Source organism: Geobacillus sp. 47C-IIb (assembly GCF_014679705.1).
Taxonomy (GTDB): domain Bacteria; phylum Bacillota; class Bacilli; order Bacillales; family Anoxybacillaceae; genus Geobacillus; species Geobacillus thermodenitrificans.
This window is the reverse complement of the sequence record NZ_CP061473.1, coordinates 3,204,055-3,220,875: the sequence shown is the minus strand read 5'-3', so window position 1 is coordinate 3,220,875 and position 16,821 is coordinate 3,204,055. Positions and strand designations below refer to the sequence as shown.

The following is a 16,821-nucleotide window of genomic DNA, read 5'->3' as shown; positions in this document are numbered from 1 at the left end:
ATTTATCACTCGGGCAAATGCTCGTAAAAATTACGAAACAAAAAACGCTCCACTTGCTCAGCGGAGTAATGCTTGTACAACTCATTGACAAGTCGGCGGTATTCCTTCACCGTTTCAAGGCCGGCCACCGTCTCCTCAATGCCGTCAAAATCGGAGCCAAACCCGACGTTGTTTGCTCCCCCAAGCGCGCATACGTAATCAAGGTGACGGAGAACATCAGCGACCGTCGCTCTCCGTTTGTCGTTTGTCAAAAAATCCGGCACAAAATTAATGCCGATCATCCCATCTTTTTCGATCAGCGCCTTGATTTGCTCGTCTGTCAAGTTGCGTGGGTGCGGACAGAGGCGATAGACGTTGGAATGGGAAGCGATCGGGAAACAGGCCGTCTCCATCACATCCCAAAACGCTTTTTCCGATAAATGGGATACATCGACCCACCGTTTCGTTTCATTGAGCAGCTCGACAACTTGTCGGCCGAACGCAGTCAACCCGGCCCCGCGCTTCTCCCACGCCCCGTCAGCGACAGCGTTTGGAAAATTCCATGTCAAACCAACGGAAGCAACGCCGAGGCGAAGGAGCGTCTTCAACTTGACAAGGTTGGCGCCAATCGCATCGCATCCTTCGAGCGTCAACATCGCTCCGATCTCCCCTTCTTTGAGGGTGGCGATGTCTTGTTTCGTCCGCACAACCTTCACAGACGGAAACAGATCCACAATGCGGGTGAAAAACATATCCACCATCTCGAGCGCCACCGTGAACCGAGCTTCTTCCGGCACTGTTTCTGGTACGTAGATGGCAAAACATTGCACTTTCACCCCGGCTTCTGCCATTCCCGAAAGCGTGACATGAAGCGATGGCTCGTCCTGAAACGATAATGAACGGTCTTGCCATAGTTTCATCAGCGCGTCACAATGGGCATCAAAAATCATTCATTTTCCCCCTTAAAAAAGCAAAAATAACCTGCCTGCCTTCGAAGCTGAAGGCGCCAACAGGTTATATTTTACCATTTACCAGTCATCCAGTTAACGAGGCTCGACGATTAATTTAATAGCTGTCCGTTCTTCTCCATCAATCATAATATCCGTAAATGCCGGAATACAAATTAAGTCCATACCGCTTGGTGCCACAAACCCTCGTGCGATCGCTACTGCCTTAACGGCTTGGTTCAATGCACCTGCGCCGATCGCCTGAATTTCCGCTGCGCCGCGCTCGCGCAACACCCCGGCAAGTGCACCAGCTACAGAGTTCGGATTCGATTTTGCTGAAACTTTTAATATCTCCATCTCTAGCTCCTCCCTCGTTTCCTTGGAAAATGGATTTCGATAAAAAGTCTTCACTGTAACTATATTCACTGCTTTGACAACTATTCCTGCACGGGAGGAGTATGTTTTTAAAAATTTATAAAAAAATAAACTATTCAAAATAAGGGTGGTCATCGTTAATGATTAAGCGCTCAATGCGAAGCGCCCGCCCACTTTTGGCATCAACATCGACAAGCACAGCGTTTAACTGGCTTCTTCCTTCCTTGATGTCGAAACGAACCGGCAGGCCGGTTAAAAACTTACGCAATACCGCCTCTCGGTCGACCCCTAAAATGCCGTCATACGGACCTGTCATACCGACATCGGTAATATACGCCGTTCCTTTCGGCAAAATCCGGTTATCAGCCGTCTGGACGTGCGTATGCGTGCCAATGACCGCAGATACACGGCCGTCCAAATACCAGCCCATCGCCTGTTTTTCGCTCGTCGCCTCAGCATGAAAATCGACAATGATGACCGACGTTCGCTCGGAAACAGCGGCAATCAATTCATCTGCCTTTTGGAACGGGCAGTCAATCGCTGGCAAAAACGCTCGCCCTTGCAAGTTGATCACCGCCACCTCGCCATGCTCGGTCGGCACGTAGACGATGCCTTTTCCCGGTGTGCCGGGCGGATAGTTCGCCGGGCGGATCAATGCTTTCGCCTGATCGATAAATTCAAAAATATCCCGCTTATCCCAAGCATGATTGCCGAGGGTAACGGCGTGGACCCCTTGCGCAAGCAATGAACGATAAATCTCCTCAGTGATTCCTTTCCCTCTGGCGGCGTTCTCCCCGTTAATGATGACGATATCCGGCCGGTGCTTCTCCTTTAATTTTGGCAAATAGTGCTCGACCATTTTTTGCCCCGGCGAACCGACGACATCGCCGATAAATAAAATTCTCATCATCAATCCCTTTCTAAATCAAAAGTATCGCCACTGTAAAGATCATCAGGCGATCGGTATACTCTCTTATTTTACGGACAAAAAAATAAAGTGGCAATAGGCTGCCACTTTATTTCGCATATTCGACCGCCCGCGTTTCGCGGATGACTGTCACTTTAATATGACCCGGATAATCGAGCTCTTCTTCGATTCGCTTGCGGATATCGCGCGCCAACCGATGCGCTTCCAAATCGTCGATCATATCTGGTTTGACCATGATGCGCACTTCGCGGCCAGCTTGGATGGCGTACGATTTTTCCACCCCTTCGTACGATTCCGCAATTTCTTCGAGCTTCTCTAAGCGACGGATATAGTTTTCCAGCGTTTCGCTGCGCGCCCCCGGCCGTGCCGCCGACAGGGCGTCCGCTGCCGCAACGAGCACGGCGATGACTGATGTCGGCTCGGTATCGCCATGGTGGGAGGCGATGCTGTTGATGACAACGGGATGTTCTTTATACTTCGTCGCCAACTCAACGCCGATTTCCACATGGCTTCCTTCCACTTCATGGTCGATCGCCTTGCCGATGTCATGAAGCAAGCCGGCCCGACGCGCCAACATTTCGTCTTCCCCGAGCTCGGCCGCCATCAGCCCGGCTAAAAACGCCACTTCCACCGAATGTTTTAGGACGTTTTGCCCGTAGCTCGTCCGGAACTTAAGCCGCCCTAAAATTTTAATCAAATCCGGATGCAAGCCGTGGACGCCGACTTCAAACGTCGTCTGTTCACCGACTTCGCGGATGTGTTCATCCACTTCGCGGCGCGCCTTTTCGACCATTTCTTCAATGCGCGCTGGATGGATTCGGCCGTCCTGCACGAGCTTATCTAGCGCAATGCGCGCTGTTTCGCGACGAATCGGGTCAAATCCGGACAAAATGACCGCCTCCGGTGTATCGTCAATAATTAAATCAATGCCGGTGAGCGTCTCGAGCGTACGGATGTTCCGCCCTTCGCGTCCGATGATCCGCCCTTTCATTTCATCGTTTGGCAAGTTCACGACAGAGACGGTCGTTTCGGCGACATGATCGGCGGCGCAGCGCTGGATGGCGAGTGACAAAATCGCCTTTGCTCGCTTGTCTGCCTCCTCTTTCGCCCGCGTTTCCGCTTCTTTGACCATCATCGCAATCTCATGCGACAGTTCCTTTTCGACGCGCTCTAAAATGAGATGGCGCGCATCGTCGCGCGTTAATCCGGAAATGCGTTCGAGTTCGGTTTGTTGCTGTTTGATGAGCGTTTCCACTTTGCTTTCCATTTGTTCAATATGCTGTTGTCTTTCATTTAACGCTTCTTCTTTCGCTTCGAGCAGCGCCTCGCGTTTATTGAGCGCCTCATCTTTGCGGTCGAGGTTTTCCTCCTTTTGCATCAAGCGGTTTTCTTGTTTTTGGAGTTCGCTTCTCCGGTCGCGGATATCGTGTTCCGCTTCCGTACGCAATTTATGAATCTCGTCTTTCGCTTCGAGAAGCGCCTCTTTTTTCAAGGCGTCCGCCGCGCGTTTCGCCTCTTCAATCAGCTGCTCGGCAGCTGCTTTCGCCCCACCGATTTTTGCTTCGGCAATCGATTTGCGAACAAAAAAGCCAACAACGGCACCAATGACTAAGGCAAGCAAAGCGGAGATGATGATCGAACCCATCGTTTCACCTCCTCTTGCTGTTCAATTTACTTTCGCTCTTTCTTCGCGCCACTGTTGCCCCCAATCGTCCGGCGCAAGTGGACATTCCCGTTTTCAAAACGTTAGCTCGGTCGTTTTGTTTGGCGTTTCCCGTGCGGCTTTCACCGCACGAAGGCGGTTCGCCTTTTCAAGCAGGCTAGCCCTGCTATATATTTGGACAAATATACATGTTCATTGTAAAGGTGGCAACATGAATTGTCAAGATATTACACAAGTGTGTCTCAGCCACTGCTCCAGCCGCTACGGTGCACCCTGTCCTCAGTGAAAAAGGCACGTTGACGGTTCCGTCGGGCGAACGGATAGACGGCCGGTGAACAACAGCTGGTTCCGTTCACTCAACTGTTCTCGATGGCAACGAAGGGCAAGATTCATAGGTTTCTCAACTTAAGAAATGGTCTTCTTGGCCACGCTTGTTATGACATTACCTGTCTCCTAGGAAAAAGGCGCCCTAGCAGTAGCTAGGACGCCTTCGTGCCATTACTCCTCAAGCAGCCCGAACTCGTCTTGCAGCGGTTCGCCCGCCTCGCCGGCATCGATGCCGTAATGTTTGCGGATAGCGCGGGCGATCTCTTCAGCAATATGCGGGTTTTCTTTCAGAAACTGCTTCGCATTCTCACGCCCTTGACCGAGCCGTTCATCTTTGTAGGAATACCATGAACCGCTTTTTTGCACAATGTCAAGCTCGGCCGCCATATCGATGATTTCCCCTTCGCGGGAAATGCCTTCGCCGTACATAATGTCGACGTCGGCCGTTTTAAATGGCGGAGCAACTTTGTTTTTGACGACTTTGATTTTCGTTTTGTTGCCAACCATGTCATTGCCTTGTTTAATTTGTTCAGCGCGGCGCACCTCTAAACGGACGGAAGCGTAAAACTTAAGAGCCCGTCCACCCGGCGTCGTTTCTGGATTGCCGAACATGACTCCGACTTTTTCACGGATCTGGTTGATGAAGATGGCGATCGTTTTCGATTTGTTAATGGCGCCAGACAGCTTACGGAGCGCCTGCGACATGAGGCGGGCTTGCAAGCCGACGTGGGCGTCACCCATCTCCCCTTCAATTTCCGCTTTCGGTACGAGCGCCGCCACTGAGTCGATGACAATAATATCGACCGCACCGCTTCGTACGAGCGCTTCGGCAATTTCGAGCGCCTGCTCGCCCGTATCGGGTTGGGAAAGCAACAATTCATCGATGTTGACCCCTAATTTTTGTGCATAAATCGGATCAAGCGCATGCTCGGCATCGATGAAAGCTGCTTGTCCTCCTTGTTTTTGCACTTCAGCGATCGCGTGAAGGGCAACAGTTGTCTTCCCGGATGATTCCGGACCATAAATTTCGATGATTCTCCCGCGCGGATAACCACCGACACCTAATGCTATGTCGAGCGCCAGCGAACCGCTCGGAACGGTCGAGATCTGCCGCTCTGCCTGTTCGCCGAGCTTCATAATGGCCCCTTTGCCAAACTGTCGTTCAATTTGTTTTAACGCCTGCTCTAATGCAGCTTGACGATCTTGGTTCACTAACCTACTCCTCCTTAATTCTCGAGCTACTTATACTATACCGCGTTTTGCGACCATTGCCAAGCAAAAAGTCGAACATTTATTCGTTTTTTCAATGGGGAAACTAGCAACAATCACCATACTGATGCAGTGGAAGAGAGCAATGTGCGGTGGAATATGTTTAAGGAAGGAAGCGGCCGGTCAATCGCTGGCCGCAAGCATCTGGAGCAAAAAGAAACAACCGTATTTGGCGGTGCGGACACGAATGTTATCGCGCGTGCCGGATAAAGTGAGGCGGTGGACAGTTGTGTCGCGCCCGCGGACAGCAACGCCAACATAAACGGTGCCGGGCGGATGGCCTTCAAGCGGATCAGGACCAGCAACGCCGGTAAAGCTGATGCCAACATCAGCGCTGCACATCGTCCGGACGTTTTCGGCAAGCAAGCGAGCGCACGATTCGCTGACCGCCCCGTCCGTCTCTAACAGCGCCCGCGGCACGCCAAGCATCCTTTCTTTCACGTCGTTTGTGTAGCAGACGCCGCCGCCTTGCACCACTGCCGATGCACCAGGGATGGCTGTCAGCTGTTCGAGAAACAGCCCGCCGGTCAGGCTCTCAGCCGCAGCGATCGTCCACCCTCTTTCTTTTAACCGTTCGATCGTTTTCGTAAACAGCGTTTCGTTGTTATATCCGTAACAATAGCGGCCGACGCGCGCCAAAATGGCCGCTTCCGTTTCATCAAGCAGCCGCTTCGCCTCCGCCTGATCCCGATGTTTTGCCGTTAGACGGAGCGTCACTTCGCCGTCGCCAGCCAGCGGGGCGATCGTCGGATTGGACTGGGCGTCAATCAAATCAGCAACCGCTGTCTCAAGCGCCGATTCGCCGATGCCAAAAAAACGAAGCACGCGCGATTCGATGCGCTCCGCAAGCGAAAACGCCCCACGCAAAAAGGCGGTTCCGTATTTTGTAAACATCGGACGCATTTCTTTCGGCGGCCCAGGCAGCAGCATATATGTAATGCCATTGACCGAAAGCGCCATCCCTGGCGCCATGCCGTGCTCGTTTTTCAGCACTGTCGATCCTTCCAAGATGAGCGCCTGCTTTTTGTTGTTTTCTGTCATTGGCCGGTTCGTGCGGACAAAATATGCTTCAATCGCCCGTAGTGCTTCCTCATCAGTGACAAGCCGGCGGCCGAGCAGACGGGCGATCGTCTCTTTCGTCAAATCGTCCTTTGTCGGTCCAAGTCCACCGGTAAAAATGATCAAGTCAGCCCTCGTCTGGGCAACATTGACGGCTTGTTCGAGACGGGCTGCATTGTCGCCGACGACTGTATGGAAATAAACGTTAATCCCAAGTTCAGCGAGCTGCTGCGACAAAAACTGGGCGTTCGTATTGGCAATTTGTCCGAGCAACAGCTCGGAGCCAACAGCAATGATTTCCGCATTCAACGGACGTTCCCCCTTTCCCGCCGGCTATTTCGAATGGGCAAAAGCATGTTTATTTTTCGCAAAGTAGTCCCAGCCAGACCAAATGGTGAACACCACTGCCACCCAAAGCGCCAAATCGGCGAACGGGAACGGGATGAGCGAAAACGGAAAATTATGCAACAACAAGGCAGCGATCGCCACAATTTGTGTCCACGTCTTAATTTTTCCAAGCATATTGGCCGCGACAACTTCCCCTTCGCCAGCGAGCACCAACCGCAGCCCGGTAACGGCAAACTCGCGACTGATGATGACGATCACCATCCAAGCCGGAGCCAAACCAAGCTCGACGAGCACGATAAGTGCTGCCGATACAAGCAGTTTATCGGCGAGCGGATCTAAAAACTTCCCTAAATTTGTCACCAATCCGTATTTACGGGCGTAATAGCCGTCAATCCAGTCTGTCGTTGAAGCGATGATGAAAATGAGCGCGCCGACAAGATGAGCGATCGGGAGCTCCGTCCTACCGATTTGGACGCTCCCCCATCCAAACGGAACAAGCATTACGATCAAGAAAAATGGGATGAGCATAATGCGCGCTACCGTAATTTTATTCGGCAAGTTCACAACAAATTACCTCCGCTAATTCAACATCTATCCGGACAAAGAAGCGGCTTCCTTTCTGAAAAAAAAGCCGCTTTTTACCATTATTTTTTCAAGATGAAACGCAGCTTTTGGTACACTTCGTCTTGCGGGGCAAACGGATAGGCAAACGGCTGGCCATTTACTTTCACATCGACATCGAGCGTGCGCCCGATTTTCACCCACACTTCGCTTTCCGCTGACAAGTCAAACGTTTTCGTTTGCCCTTTCGTTAAGTTGCCACGGTAAAATGAATGGCCTTTCGTGTTGTACACTTCGACCCATGACGCCCCTTTAGACGACAATTCAACAGTAAAAGAACTAGCATTTTCCACCTCAATGGTCGCCGTATTGCCTTGCTTTGTCGTCACGTTCAACGCAGCGGTTGGGGTAGTCGGCTTCTCATCATCGGTAACCGATTGTTCGTTTTCACCCTTTGCGTTTTCATCCTTTGCCTTCTCATCCGATTCCTTTGCTGACTGCTTTTCTTTCGCCTGCTCAAGCGGCGAGTTTTTCGAGCTTTCGACTTCCGCCGTCTCCGGGCTTGTCCGTGTCGACGGCTCGCCCGCCGTGTTGTGTTGGAGCAACACCCAAACGAGAACAGCCACCCCGATGACAAATGCCGCAGCAATCAGCTTCGGCAACCAGTCGAGCCATTTCGTCCCTTCGGCGGAAAGCTGCTGGCGCGTTTTCACACGCGACAGTGGCTGCGGAATATCCTCTTGATAAGACTGCGGAATATCTTGTTTATATTGTTCAAACAGCTCGTCCGGGTCAAGACCGACCGCCTCAGCGTATTGCCTGATGAAGGCACGTACGTAAAAGTTACCCGGCATAATCGCATAATTTCCTTCCTCAATGCCGATCAAATACCGCTTCTGGATTTTCGTCATCTCTTGCAGCTCGTCCAAGCTAATTTGTTTTTCCTCTCGCGCTTCCCGCAGACGTTTTCCCAATTCCGTCAACACCCAACACCTTCCATTTTTTTATTAAAAACCAAATTCAGAAAAACCGTCACCGCCCAACAAGGACGGGCGCTCGATCGCTTCGTAGGAAATATCTTCGCCCGGCTCATGGCGCAACTCGATAATATAATCAAAATCATCGAGCGTATATTCCGTATGGCGAACAAAAATATCCGGATGTTCCACGACTTTCGTCGACTCAAGGCGCATCAGTTCACGAATGAGTTGCCAGTGCTGCTCATTTGCTCGGCGTGTCGAGACGATCCCATCAATGATAAAAATGTTATCTTCGCTATATTCGTCTTCCATCAACTGGGTGCGGATGGTCTGCTTAATCAATGTCGATGATACAAACAGCCACCGCTTATTGGCGCAAACGCTGGCAGCAACGATCGACTCCGTCTTACCGACGCGCGGCATTCCACGAATGCCGACAAGCTTGTGCCCTTTTTCTTTAAAAATTTCTGCCATAAAATCGACAAGCAGCCCGAGTTCGTCGCGGACAAAACGAAACGTTTTTTTATCGTCGGCATCGCGCCGGATGTAGCGGCCATGGCGGACGGCTAGACGGTCAAGCAGCTTCGGCTGGCGCAACTTCGTTACCGTAATGTTGTCCATCGTCCGCAAAATCGTCGCCAGCCGCTCAATTTGCTCATTGTTGTCGCAAAGAAGCAGCATGCCGCGGCGCGAATCCCGAACGCCGTTGATTGTCACGATATTGATTGACAACATCCCAAGCAGCGATGCGACGTCGCCTAACAACCCTGGGCGGTTGACATGAATTTCATACTCCAAATACCATTCCTGCTTGCCCATCCCGTCTCCTCCCTTATCGTTGTCCGCACGAACGCCTTATGCTAAATTCATACTACTATAATCATGAGCGGAAAAGCAACCGAAAAGGGGAGAAGAAAAAAGAGAGGGATTCCCCTCTCTATCGATTGTTATTTTTGTTGGACAAGCTTTACCATCATGTTGGCAAGGACGTGCTGTTCTTTTTCATCAGCCACTTTCCAAAGATCGGACAGCACCCGCTCTTCCGGGTTTTTCGGATCGACGTTTTTCGCTAAATAGTCCCCGATTTGATAGGCGACGTCCGAGATCACTTGCTCGCTCAATCCTTGTTGTTGCGCTTGTTCGAGCCGATCAGCCAAAAAGTGTTTCCATTGTTCAAAGTTATCCAATACCGACATGTGCATTCCCTCCTTGATGAACGTTTCAAGGATAGTTTGCCTGCCCGCGCAGAAAATATACGTTTAGCAATGCCAACCGCCGTTGACAGAAATGACTTGGCCAGTAATGTACGAAGCGGCGTCCGATAAAAGAAACGCCACTGTTTTTGCTACTTCTTCAGGAGTGCCGAGCCGGCCGACTGGGATTTCGTCAGCCAGCGCTTCGAGCTCCTCGGCGCTGAATGCTCGCAACATATCGGTAGCAATCGCTCCAGGCGCGACAGCGTTGACGCGGATGCCGCTCGGGGCGAGCTCTTTGGCGAGCGCTTTGGCAAATGCATTTTGCCCGCCTTTTACCATCGAATAAACCACTTCACACGATGCGCCGCAAAGCCCCCAAATCGATGAAATCAACACAATATGGCCACGTTTTTTCGAAATCATCGGTGGAAGCAGTTTTTTCACGAGCTGCGCCGGACTTGTCACATGAAGGCGCACCATCCGCTCGATCAATTCATCGTTCATATCGGTCAACAATCCGTAATAGCTCGCCCCGCTGTTATAAATGATGGCGTCCACCGGGCGGTCGATTTGCGAAAGGAGCGCCTCGACTCCACCGGGCGCGGACAAGTCGGCTTCGAGCGGGACGATGTGTGTATCAGGAAGCTCTTCTTGTAACGCTTCGACCGGTGCCCGCCGCCGATAGTAATGAAGCAGCAGCCCGTAGCCGGCTTTAGCAAGCTCGCGGGCAATGCTTTGCCCGATGCCGCCTGAAGCGCCGGTGATTAACGCGTAGTTCATCAAACATTCTCCCCTTCCTTTTGCCGTAAAAAAGCATCCTTCTCATGAAGGATGCCATCATTGCCCTTTTGGCACAACTTCACAAACAGCGATTTGCGAGTCGCGGAAACACGAGTCGGCGACAGCGGCAATATCATCAAGCGTAAGCGACGAGAGCGCCGGCAAAATATCAAACAAGCTAGCGCCATAAAAAGCATAGCGTGTAAACTGGTTGGCGATGTATTCCGGCGAGTTGAGCGCGCGCAAAAAGGCACCCATTTTTTTCTTTTTCACTCGTTCGATCTCGTCTTTTTGTACCGCGTCAGCTGAAAACGACTGCAGCACCTTCTGCACCTCTGCCGCCAGCCGCTCCGCATCTCTCGTGTCGCCGCCGACAAGGGCAAAGCCAAATTCGCGCTCTTCCGTATAGTCGTACATAAACGTATCGTCAATCAATCCTTCGCGATACAACCGTTCGTAATGCGGCGAGCTTTTGCCGAACAAGTAGTCAAGCAGCACGTGAAACGCGAGCTCATGGCGGAGTTTCTGTTCGCCGATATTCGGCACGGACGGCGCTTTAATACCGACAAAACATTTATTCGTCTGCACATGCATCGGAATGACTTTTTTCTTTTCCGCCACACCGCTTGGCTCTTCGTACGTGAACCGTTTCACCTCAGGCGCTTGCGGGAATGACTTTTTCGCCTGATTGTCTCGGATTTGCTGCATAATTTGTTGCTCATCGACCGGACCGACAACAAACAACAGCATGTTGCTCGGGTGATAAAATGTTTCGTAACATTCATACAGCAACTCTTTTGTAATCTCAGCAATCGATTCGATTGTGCCGGCGATGTCGATTTTGACCGGATGGTGATGGTACATGCTTTCGATGGCACCGAAGTAAACGCGCCAGTCCGGGTTGTCATCGTACATGCGAATTTCCTGGCCGATGATGCCTTTTTCTTTTTCGACGGTCTTGTCGGAAAAATACGGCGTTTGTACAAAATCCATTAACGTCTCCAAGTTTTTCTCCACGTTGTCGGTGCTTGAGAACAAGTAGGCAGTACGGGTGAACGTCGTAAAAGCGTTCGCCGAAGCGCCTTGTTTGCTAAACTGCTGAAACACGTCGCCGTCCTCTTTTTCAAACAGCTTATGCTCCAAAAAATGAGCGATGCCGTCCGGGACGCGTTTCATTTCCGTTTTTCCGAGCGGGACGAACTGGTTGTCGACAGAACCGTAGTTCGTCGTAAACGTCGCATACGTTTTGTGAAACCCTTTTTTCGGTAAAATGTAGACATCAAGACCGTTGTCCATTTTTTCATAAAACAACGTTTCTTGCAGCGTTTCATACACCCGCTTTTCCATTTTCCGTCGCCCCCTCCATTCCGGTCAAAAAGTACACCGTATCGAGCGCCACCTTTTCGGCGACGCGCACGACATCCTCGCGCGTCACACCATCCGTGCCGGCAAGCCATTCGTTTAACGGGCGTTTCCGCGTTGAGACGACGTTATGGTACAGCACCTCGACAAGCCCGCGCGGCGTATCAAGCGTCTCAAGCAGCTGATTGCGGATGACCGCTTTCGTTTGTTCCATTTCTTCATCCGTAAAATCGCCGTTTTTCATCGCCTGCATTTGTTCATCAATAATGCGGCGCGCCTTTTCATAATTGGCCGGCTCAATACCGGACATGACCAGCAAAAGCCCCTTATGGCTTTCAAGTCGGGATGCAGCATAGTAGGCGAGGCTCGCCTTCTCGCGAACGTTGATAAACAGCTTTGAATGAGAAAAGCCGCCGAAAATGCCGTTAAACAGCTGCAAGGCGTAATAATCATCATCTTCGTACGTCACATTCGTCCGGTAGCCGATGTTTAATTTTCCTTGCTTCACGTCTTGCCGCTCGATGACTTCGTTTATTTCTCCTCGCGCTTTTGCCGAAGCGAGCGGCGCACGCGACGGCTGCGGACGGTCCGGCAAAGAGAAGCGACGCTTGACAGCAGCGAGCACTGCTTCTTCGTCGACGTCGCCGATGACATACAAATCAAGCTCATCTTCAGCCAACGACTGCTCGTAATAGCGATACAGCCGTTCCGCTGTGATGGCGTCAATGTCCTCGAGCTCGCCGTTTGGTGAGAGGGCGTACGGCTCACCTTTGCACATTTCTTGCACGAGGCGCATGTTTGCATAGCGCATTTTATCATCATATACCGCTTGAATACGCTGGCTTAGCGCCTGTTTTTCCCGAGCGACGATATCCTCAACAAACCGGCCGCCTTCAAGCGCTGGGCGGAACAAGAGATCGGCGAGCAATTGAAGCGCTTTCTCCAGGAGCGGCGTTTGCTCTGGCAAAAACCGTTCATTCGCAACATCAATGCGGATCGTCATGATATGGTCTTCGCCTTTTTTTGTTAAATCGACGTTCAACGTCGCTCCGTACAGCTCATCTAGGTAGGTGCGCAACGCCTTGACGCTCGGATAATCGGCCGTGCCGCTTTGCAAAACGTACGGAAGCAGCGCACGCAGCGTTACCGTTTCTTTGGCAAGCGGCGCTTTCATTTTCCAAACAAGTGTATTCGTTTTATACTTATTAGTCGAAATCATATGGACACGAACCGGCCCAACCGTTGTTATTTTTTCATCGACCAATCAAACTCCTCCTTTTCCTTCGTAAAGTGGGCGATATCTTTATTGTGAGATGTCTTATCAACAATATACCTGTTGCCTAGCGGAAAATGCAAATAAATCCACCTTCCCTATCTGATGAAACAATAAAAAACGGCTGCCCGTTTTTGTTCGGACAGCCCGTTTTCTTACCGTTTTCCTTTCACATATGGCGTGCCGGCTGCTTTCGGCGCTTCCGCACGGCCGATAAAGCCAGCAAGCGCTAAAATCGTGAGCACATAAGGGGCAATGAGCAAGTAGACAGTCGGTACGTTTTTCAAAAATGGAATGGTTTGTCCAACGATGCTTAAACTTTGCGCCAGTCCGAAAAACAGCGCCGCCCCCATCGCGCCGATCGGATGCCATTTGCCAAAAATCATTGCCGCGAGCGCCATAAATCCATGCCCGGAAATCGTTGCATGGCTGAAGTCGCGGGAAATGATTGTCGCATACACTGCACCGCCTAAGCCGCCGAGCGCCCCGCTGATCATGACAGCGATATAACGCATTTGAGCGACGTGAATCCCCATCGTATCAGCTGCCATCGGATGCTCACCAACGGCGCGCAACCGGAGGCCGAATGGGGTTTTATAAATGATATACCAAGAAACAAACGCCAAAATAATCGCTATATACGAAGTCACATACGCATTAGAAAACAACAGCGGGCCAATGACCGGAATATCACTTAATACCGGTACATCAATTTTGTCAAATCCGACTTGAATTTGATCAGTTTGCCCTTTGCCGTACATCTTCTTCACTAAAAACAACGACAAACCGAGGGCTAAAAAGTTGATTGCCACCCCGCTGACGACTTGGTCGGCGCGGAACGTTACCGAGGCGACTGCATGGAGCAAAGAAAACAGCGCGCCAACTACGATGGCTGCCACTAGGGCGAGCCACGGCGTCAGCGAACCAAACTGGTCGGCAAACGTTAGATTAAAGACAATACCGGTAAATGCACCGATGACCATTAACCCTTCAAGACCGATGTTGACAACGCCGGATCGTTCGCTAAACACGCCACCAAGCGCGGTGAAAATAAGGGGAGCAGCAAAGAAAATGGCTGTTGGGATAATCGTTTGCAATACATCATATACGTTCACTTACTCCGCCCCCTTTTGCCCACGAGATAACAGCCAACGAATCATATAGCTGGATGCGACAAAGAAAATAATGAGTGCGATAATAATATCGACAAGTTCCGTTGGTACGCCGGCGCCCGATGGCATCTCAAGCGCCCCGACTTTCAAGGCGCCAAATAGCAACGCAGAAAGCAAAATGCCAAACGCGTTGTTGCCGCCAATTAAGGCAACAGCGATGCCGTCAAATCCAAGTCCGGTAAACCCGGCTTTCGTCGAAATGTTGCCGAACGTGCCGAGCCCTTCCATCGCCCCGGCCACACCGGCAAAGGCACCGGAAATGACCATGGCTAAAATAATATTGGCGCGCACGTTCATGCCGGCATACTGTGAGGCATGTTGGTTGAATCCAACCGCCCGCAACTCAAATCCTTTCGTCGTCCGCTCAAGCAAAAACCACATGACAAATGCGGCAGCAATGGCGATCAAAATGCCATAGTGCATCGTCGAGTGGTACGTCATGGCCTCCAAAAACTCCGATTGGAGAGAGGCGCTTTGTTTGATCGGCTCCGATTTAAATCCCTCATCCGACAGCACAGAACGGATGAAGGCATTCGTCACGTGTAAAGCGATATAGTTCATCATAATCGTAATAATGACTTCATGCACTTTTACGTACGCCTTTAATACCCCCGGGATCAATCCCCACAGTGCCCCGGCTGCAGCGGCGGCCAAAATGGCAAGCGGCAAGTGGATGATCTTCGGCAAGTCGAAAGACACCCCAACCCAAACGGCGGCAAGCCAGCCGACGATGAGTTGCCCTTCGACCCCGATGTTAAATAAACCGGTGCGAAAGGCGAAGGCTACCGCTAGCCCTGTTAAAATGTAGGGAGTCGTCTGGCGGATCGTTTCCCCGATGTAATACGCATCGCCGAACGCTCCGTAAATCAGAGAGCTGAAGCCCGCGACCGGATTATAGCCGCTTACGAGCATGACGATCGAGCCGGCGATCATGCCGAGCAAAACGGCCAACAATGGAATCAAAAATTGCTGATGACGATTCGACCTCATGACGACACACCTGCTTCCTTCCGTTTACTTCCAGCCATCAGCAGCCCGAGTTCTTGTTCCGTTGTTTCTTTCGGATCAACGATGGCGATAATTTTCCCTTCATAAATAACGGCGATCCGGTCGCTGACGTTCATCACCTCATCGAGTTCGAACGACACGAGCAACACCGCTTTTCCTTGGTCGCGCTGCTCGATGAGCCGCTTATGGATAAACTCAATCGCCCCGACATCCAGCCCCCTCGTCGGCTGAGCGGCGATCAATAAGTCTGGATTGCGGTCGACTTCGCGGCCGATGATCGCTTTTTGCTGGTTCCCGCCGGATAGCGCCCGCGCTTTCGTGTACTCGTCTGGCGTGCGCACGTCAAACTCGCGGATGAGCTGGCGCGCTTTGTCATAAATCGCTTTAAAGTTCAACATGCCCCGTTTCGAGTAAGGCGGTTTATAGTATGTTTGCAGCACCATGTTTTCGCCGATCGGAAAATCAAGCACAAGCCCGTGCTTATGCCGGTCCTGCGGAATATGGCCGACGCCGGCTTCGACGATTTTGCGCGGCGGCAAGTTCGTTATCTCCTGGCCGTTCAGCTTAATCGTCCCTGATTCCGCCTTAACCAAGCCGGTTAACGCTTCAATCAGCTCGGTTTGCCCGTTGCCGTCAACCCCGGCGATGCCCACAACCTCACCGGCGCGCACCGTCAAGTTCAGGCCGTTGACAGCCGTGACACCGCGGGCGTCTTTGACGACTAAGTTTTCAATTTCGAGCACTGGTTTCCCCGGTTCAGCTGGCCGTTTTTCAGTCGTAAACTGCACCTCGCGGCCGACCATGAGCGCCGCCAGCTCGTTCGGATTCGTTTCAGCGACGTTAAGCGTTGCGATTCCTTTGCCGCGGCGGATAACGGTAACACGGTCGCACACTTCCATAATTTCTTTGAGCTTGTGCGTAATTAAAATGATCGATTTTCCTTCGCGGACGAGCGTACGCATAATTTCGATGAGCTCGCGGATTTCCTGCGGCGTCAAGACGGCGGTCGGCTCGTCAAAAATTAAAATGTCCGCACCGCGATAAAGCGTCTTTAAAATTTCGACGCGCTGCTGCATGCCGACGGAAATATCGGCGATTTTCGCTGTCGGGTCAACTGCTAGTCCATACCGCTCGGACAGTTCGCGCACTTCCTGTTCAGCCCGCTTCATGTCGATCGTTCCCGCCCGTGCCGGTTCGCTGCCTAAAATGATGTTTTCCGTCACTGTAAACGTATCGACGAGCATAAAGTGCTGATGCACCATTCCGATGCCGAGGTCGTTGGCGACATTCGGGTCGGTGATGCGCACTGGCTTCCCTTTGACGCGGATTTCGCCGCCATCTGGCTGATAGAGGCCAAACAGCACGTTCATCAGCGTCGACTTGCCGGCACCGTTTTCACCAAGGAGGGCGTGAATTTCCCCTTTTTTCACCTGCAGCGTAATGTTGTCGTTGGCGACGAAGGTGCCGAACACTTTGCGAATGTTAAGCATTTCAATTACGTATTCCAAGCAATTCACTCCCCACTTTGGCAAGGTCAAAATCACAAAATGAGAGGCGGCAACACTATAGATGCAGCGGCTGCCCGACGCAAGCT

General features: G+C 51.6%; 16 protein-coding genes. All 16 read right to left on the bottom strand.

Features of this window, described 5'->3' with window-relative positions; genetic code table 11:
• Nucleotides 1–5: 5 nt before the first annotated feature.
• A complete protein-coding gene (locus IC804_RS16310; protein ID WP_081157109.1) occupies nucleotides 6–929 on the bottom strand; it encodes a dipeptidase in 924 nt (307 codons plus the stop codon).
• 93 nt (nucleotides 930–1,022) lie between these two features.
• Nucleotides 1,023–1,283: a stage V sporulation protein SpoVS gene (spoVS, locus tag IC804_RS16305; RefSeq protein ID WP_008878506.1), complete on the bottom strand. Its 261-nt coding sequence runs from the start codon at nucleotides 1,281–1,283 to the stop codon at nucleotides 1,023–1,025.
• A gap of 130 nt (nucleotides 1,284–1,413) precedes the next feature.
• Nucleotides 1,414–2,208 (bottom strand): TIGR00282 family metallophosphoesterase, encoded by a 795-nt coding sequence (locus IC804_RS16300; protein ID WP_035499061.1) that lies wholly within the window; start codon nucleotides 2,206–2,208, stop codon nucleotides 1,414–1,416.
• Nucleotides 2,209–2,317: 109 nt separating this feature from the next.
• Nucleotides 2,318–3,874, bottom strand: a complete 1,557-nt coding sequence (gene rny / locus IC804_RS16295; protein ID WP_008878508.1) for a ribonuclease Y — start codon at nucleotides 3,872–3,874, stop codon at nucleotides 2,318–2,320.
• Between the two features lie 516 nt (nucleotides 3,875–4,390).
• Nucleotides 4,391–5,431: a recombinase RecA gene (gene recA / locus IC804_RS16290; RefSeq protein WP_008878509.1), complete on the bottom strand. Its 1,041-nt coding sequence runs from the start codon at nucleotides 5,429–5,431 to the stop codon at nucleotides 4,391–4,393.
• Between the two features lie 180 nt (nucleotides 5,432–5,611).
• On the bottom strand, nucleotides 5,612–6,856 hold the full coding sequence (locus IC804_RS16285; protein ID WP_008878510.1) for a competence/damage-inducible protein A: 1,245 nt from the start codon (nucleotides 6,854–6,856) through the stop codon (nucleotides 5,612–5,614).
• A gap of 24 nt (nucleotides 6,857–6,880) precedes the next feature.
• Entirely contained in the window at nucleotides 6,881–7,459 is a 579-nt protein-coding gene (gene pgsA / locus IC804_RS16280; protein WP_008878511.1) for a CDP-diacylglycerol--glycerol-3-phosphate 3-phosphatidyltransferase, read from the bottom strand.
• A gap of 80 nt (nucleotides 7,460–7,539) precedes the next feature.
• Nucleotides 7,540–8,439 (bottom strand): helix-turn-helix domain-containing protein, encoded by a 900-nt coding sequence (locus IC804_RS16275; RefSeq protein ID WP_029760493.1) that lies wholly within the window; start codon nucleotides 8,437–8,439, stop codon nucleotides 7,540–7,542.
• A gap of 24 nt (nucleotides 8,440–8,463) precedes the next feature.
• A complete protein-coding gene (locus tag IC804_RS16270; RefSeq protein ID WP_008878513.1) occupies nucleotides 8,464–9,255 on the bottom strand; it encodes a DUF3388 domain-containing protein in 792 nt (263 codons plus the stop codon).
• Between the two features lie 128 nt (nucleotides 9,256–9,383).
• On the bottom strand, nucleotides 9,384–9,632 hold the full coding sequence (locus IC804_RS16265; protein WP_008878514.1) for a DUF3243 domain-containing protein: 249 nt from the start codon (nucleotides 9,630–9,632) through the stop codon (nucleotides 9,384–9,386).
• 63 nt (nucleotides 9,633–9,695) lie between these two features.
• Nucleotides 9,696–10,412 carry an elongation factor P 5-aminopentanone reductase gene (gene ymfI / locus IC804_RS16260; RefSeq protein ID WP_029760492.1) on the bottom strand — a complete coding sequence of 239 codons (717 nt, stop codon included), beginning with the start codon at nucleotides 10,410–10,412 and terminating at the stop codon, nucleotides 9,696–9,698.
• Nucleotides 10,413–10,469: 57 nt separating this feature from the next.
• Nucleotides 10,470–11,759 carry an EF-P 5-aminopentanol modification-associated protein YfmH gene (yfmH, locus tag IC804_RS16255; RefSeq protein WP_008878516.1) on the bottom strand — a complete coding sequence of 430 codons (1,290 nt, stop codon included), beginning with the start codon at nucleotides 11,757–11,759 and terminating at the stop codon, nucleotides 10,470–10,472.
• Nucleotides 11,740–13,038, bottom strand: coding sequence for an EF-P 5-aminopentanol modification-associated protein YfmF (yfmF, locus tag IC804_RS16250; protein WP_011887165.1), 1,299 nt, complete (start codon nucleotides 13,036–13,038; stop codon nucleotides 11,740–11,742). Before yfmF ends, yfmH begins: the two co-directional genes overlap by 20 nt.
• A gap of 164 nt (nucleotides 13,039–13,202) precedes the next feature.
• On the bottom strand, nucleotides 13,203–14,162 hold the full coding sequence (locus tag IC804_RS16245) for an ABC transporter permease (protein ID WP_008878519.1): 960 nt from the start codon (nucleotides 14,160–14,162) through the stop codon (nucleotides 13,203–13,205).
• Nucleotides 14,163–15,209, bottom strand: coding sequence for an ABC transporter permease (locus IC804_RS16240; protein WP_081157108.1), 1,047 nt, complete (start codon nucleotides 15,207–15,209; stop codon nucleotides 14,163–14,165).
• On the bottom strand, nucleotides 15,206–16,735 hold the full coding sequence (locus tag IC804_RS16235) for an ABC transporter ATP-binding protein (RefSeq protein ID WP_008878521.1): 1,530 nt from the start codon (nucleotides 16,733–16,735) through the stop codon (nucleotides 15,206–15,208). Before IC804_RS16235 ends, IC804_RS16240 begins: the two co-directional genes overlap by 4 nt.
• Nucleotides 16,736–16,821: the final 86 nt, after the last annotated feature.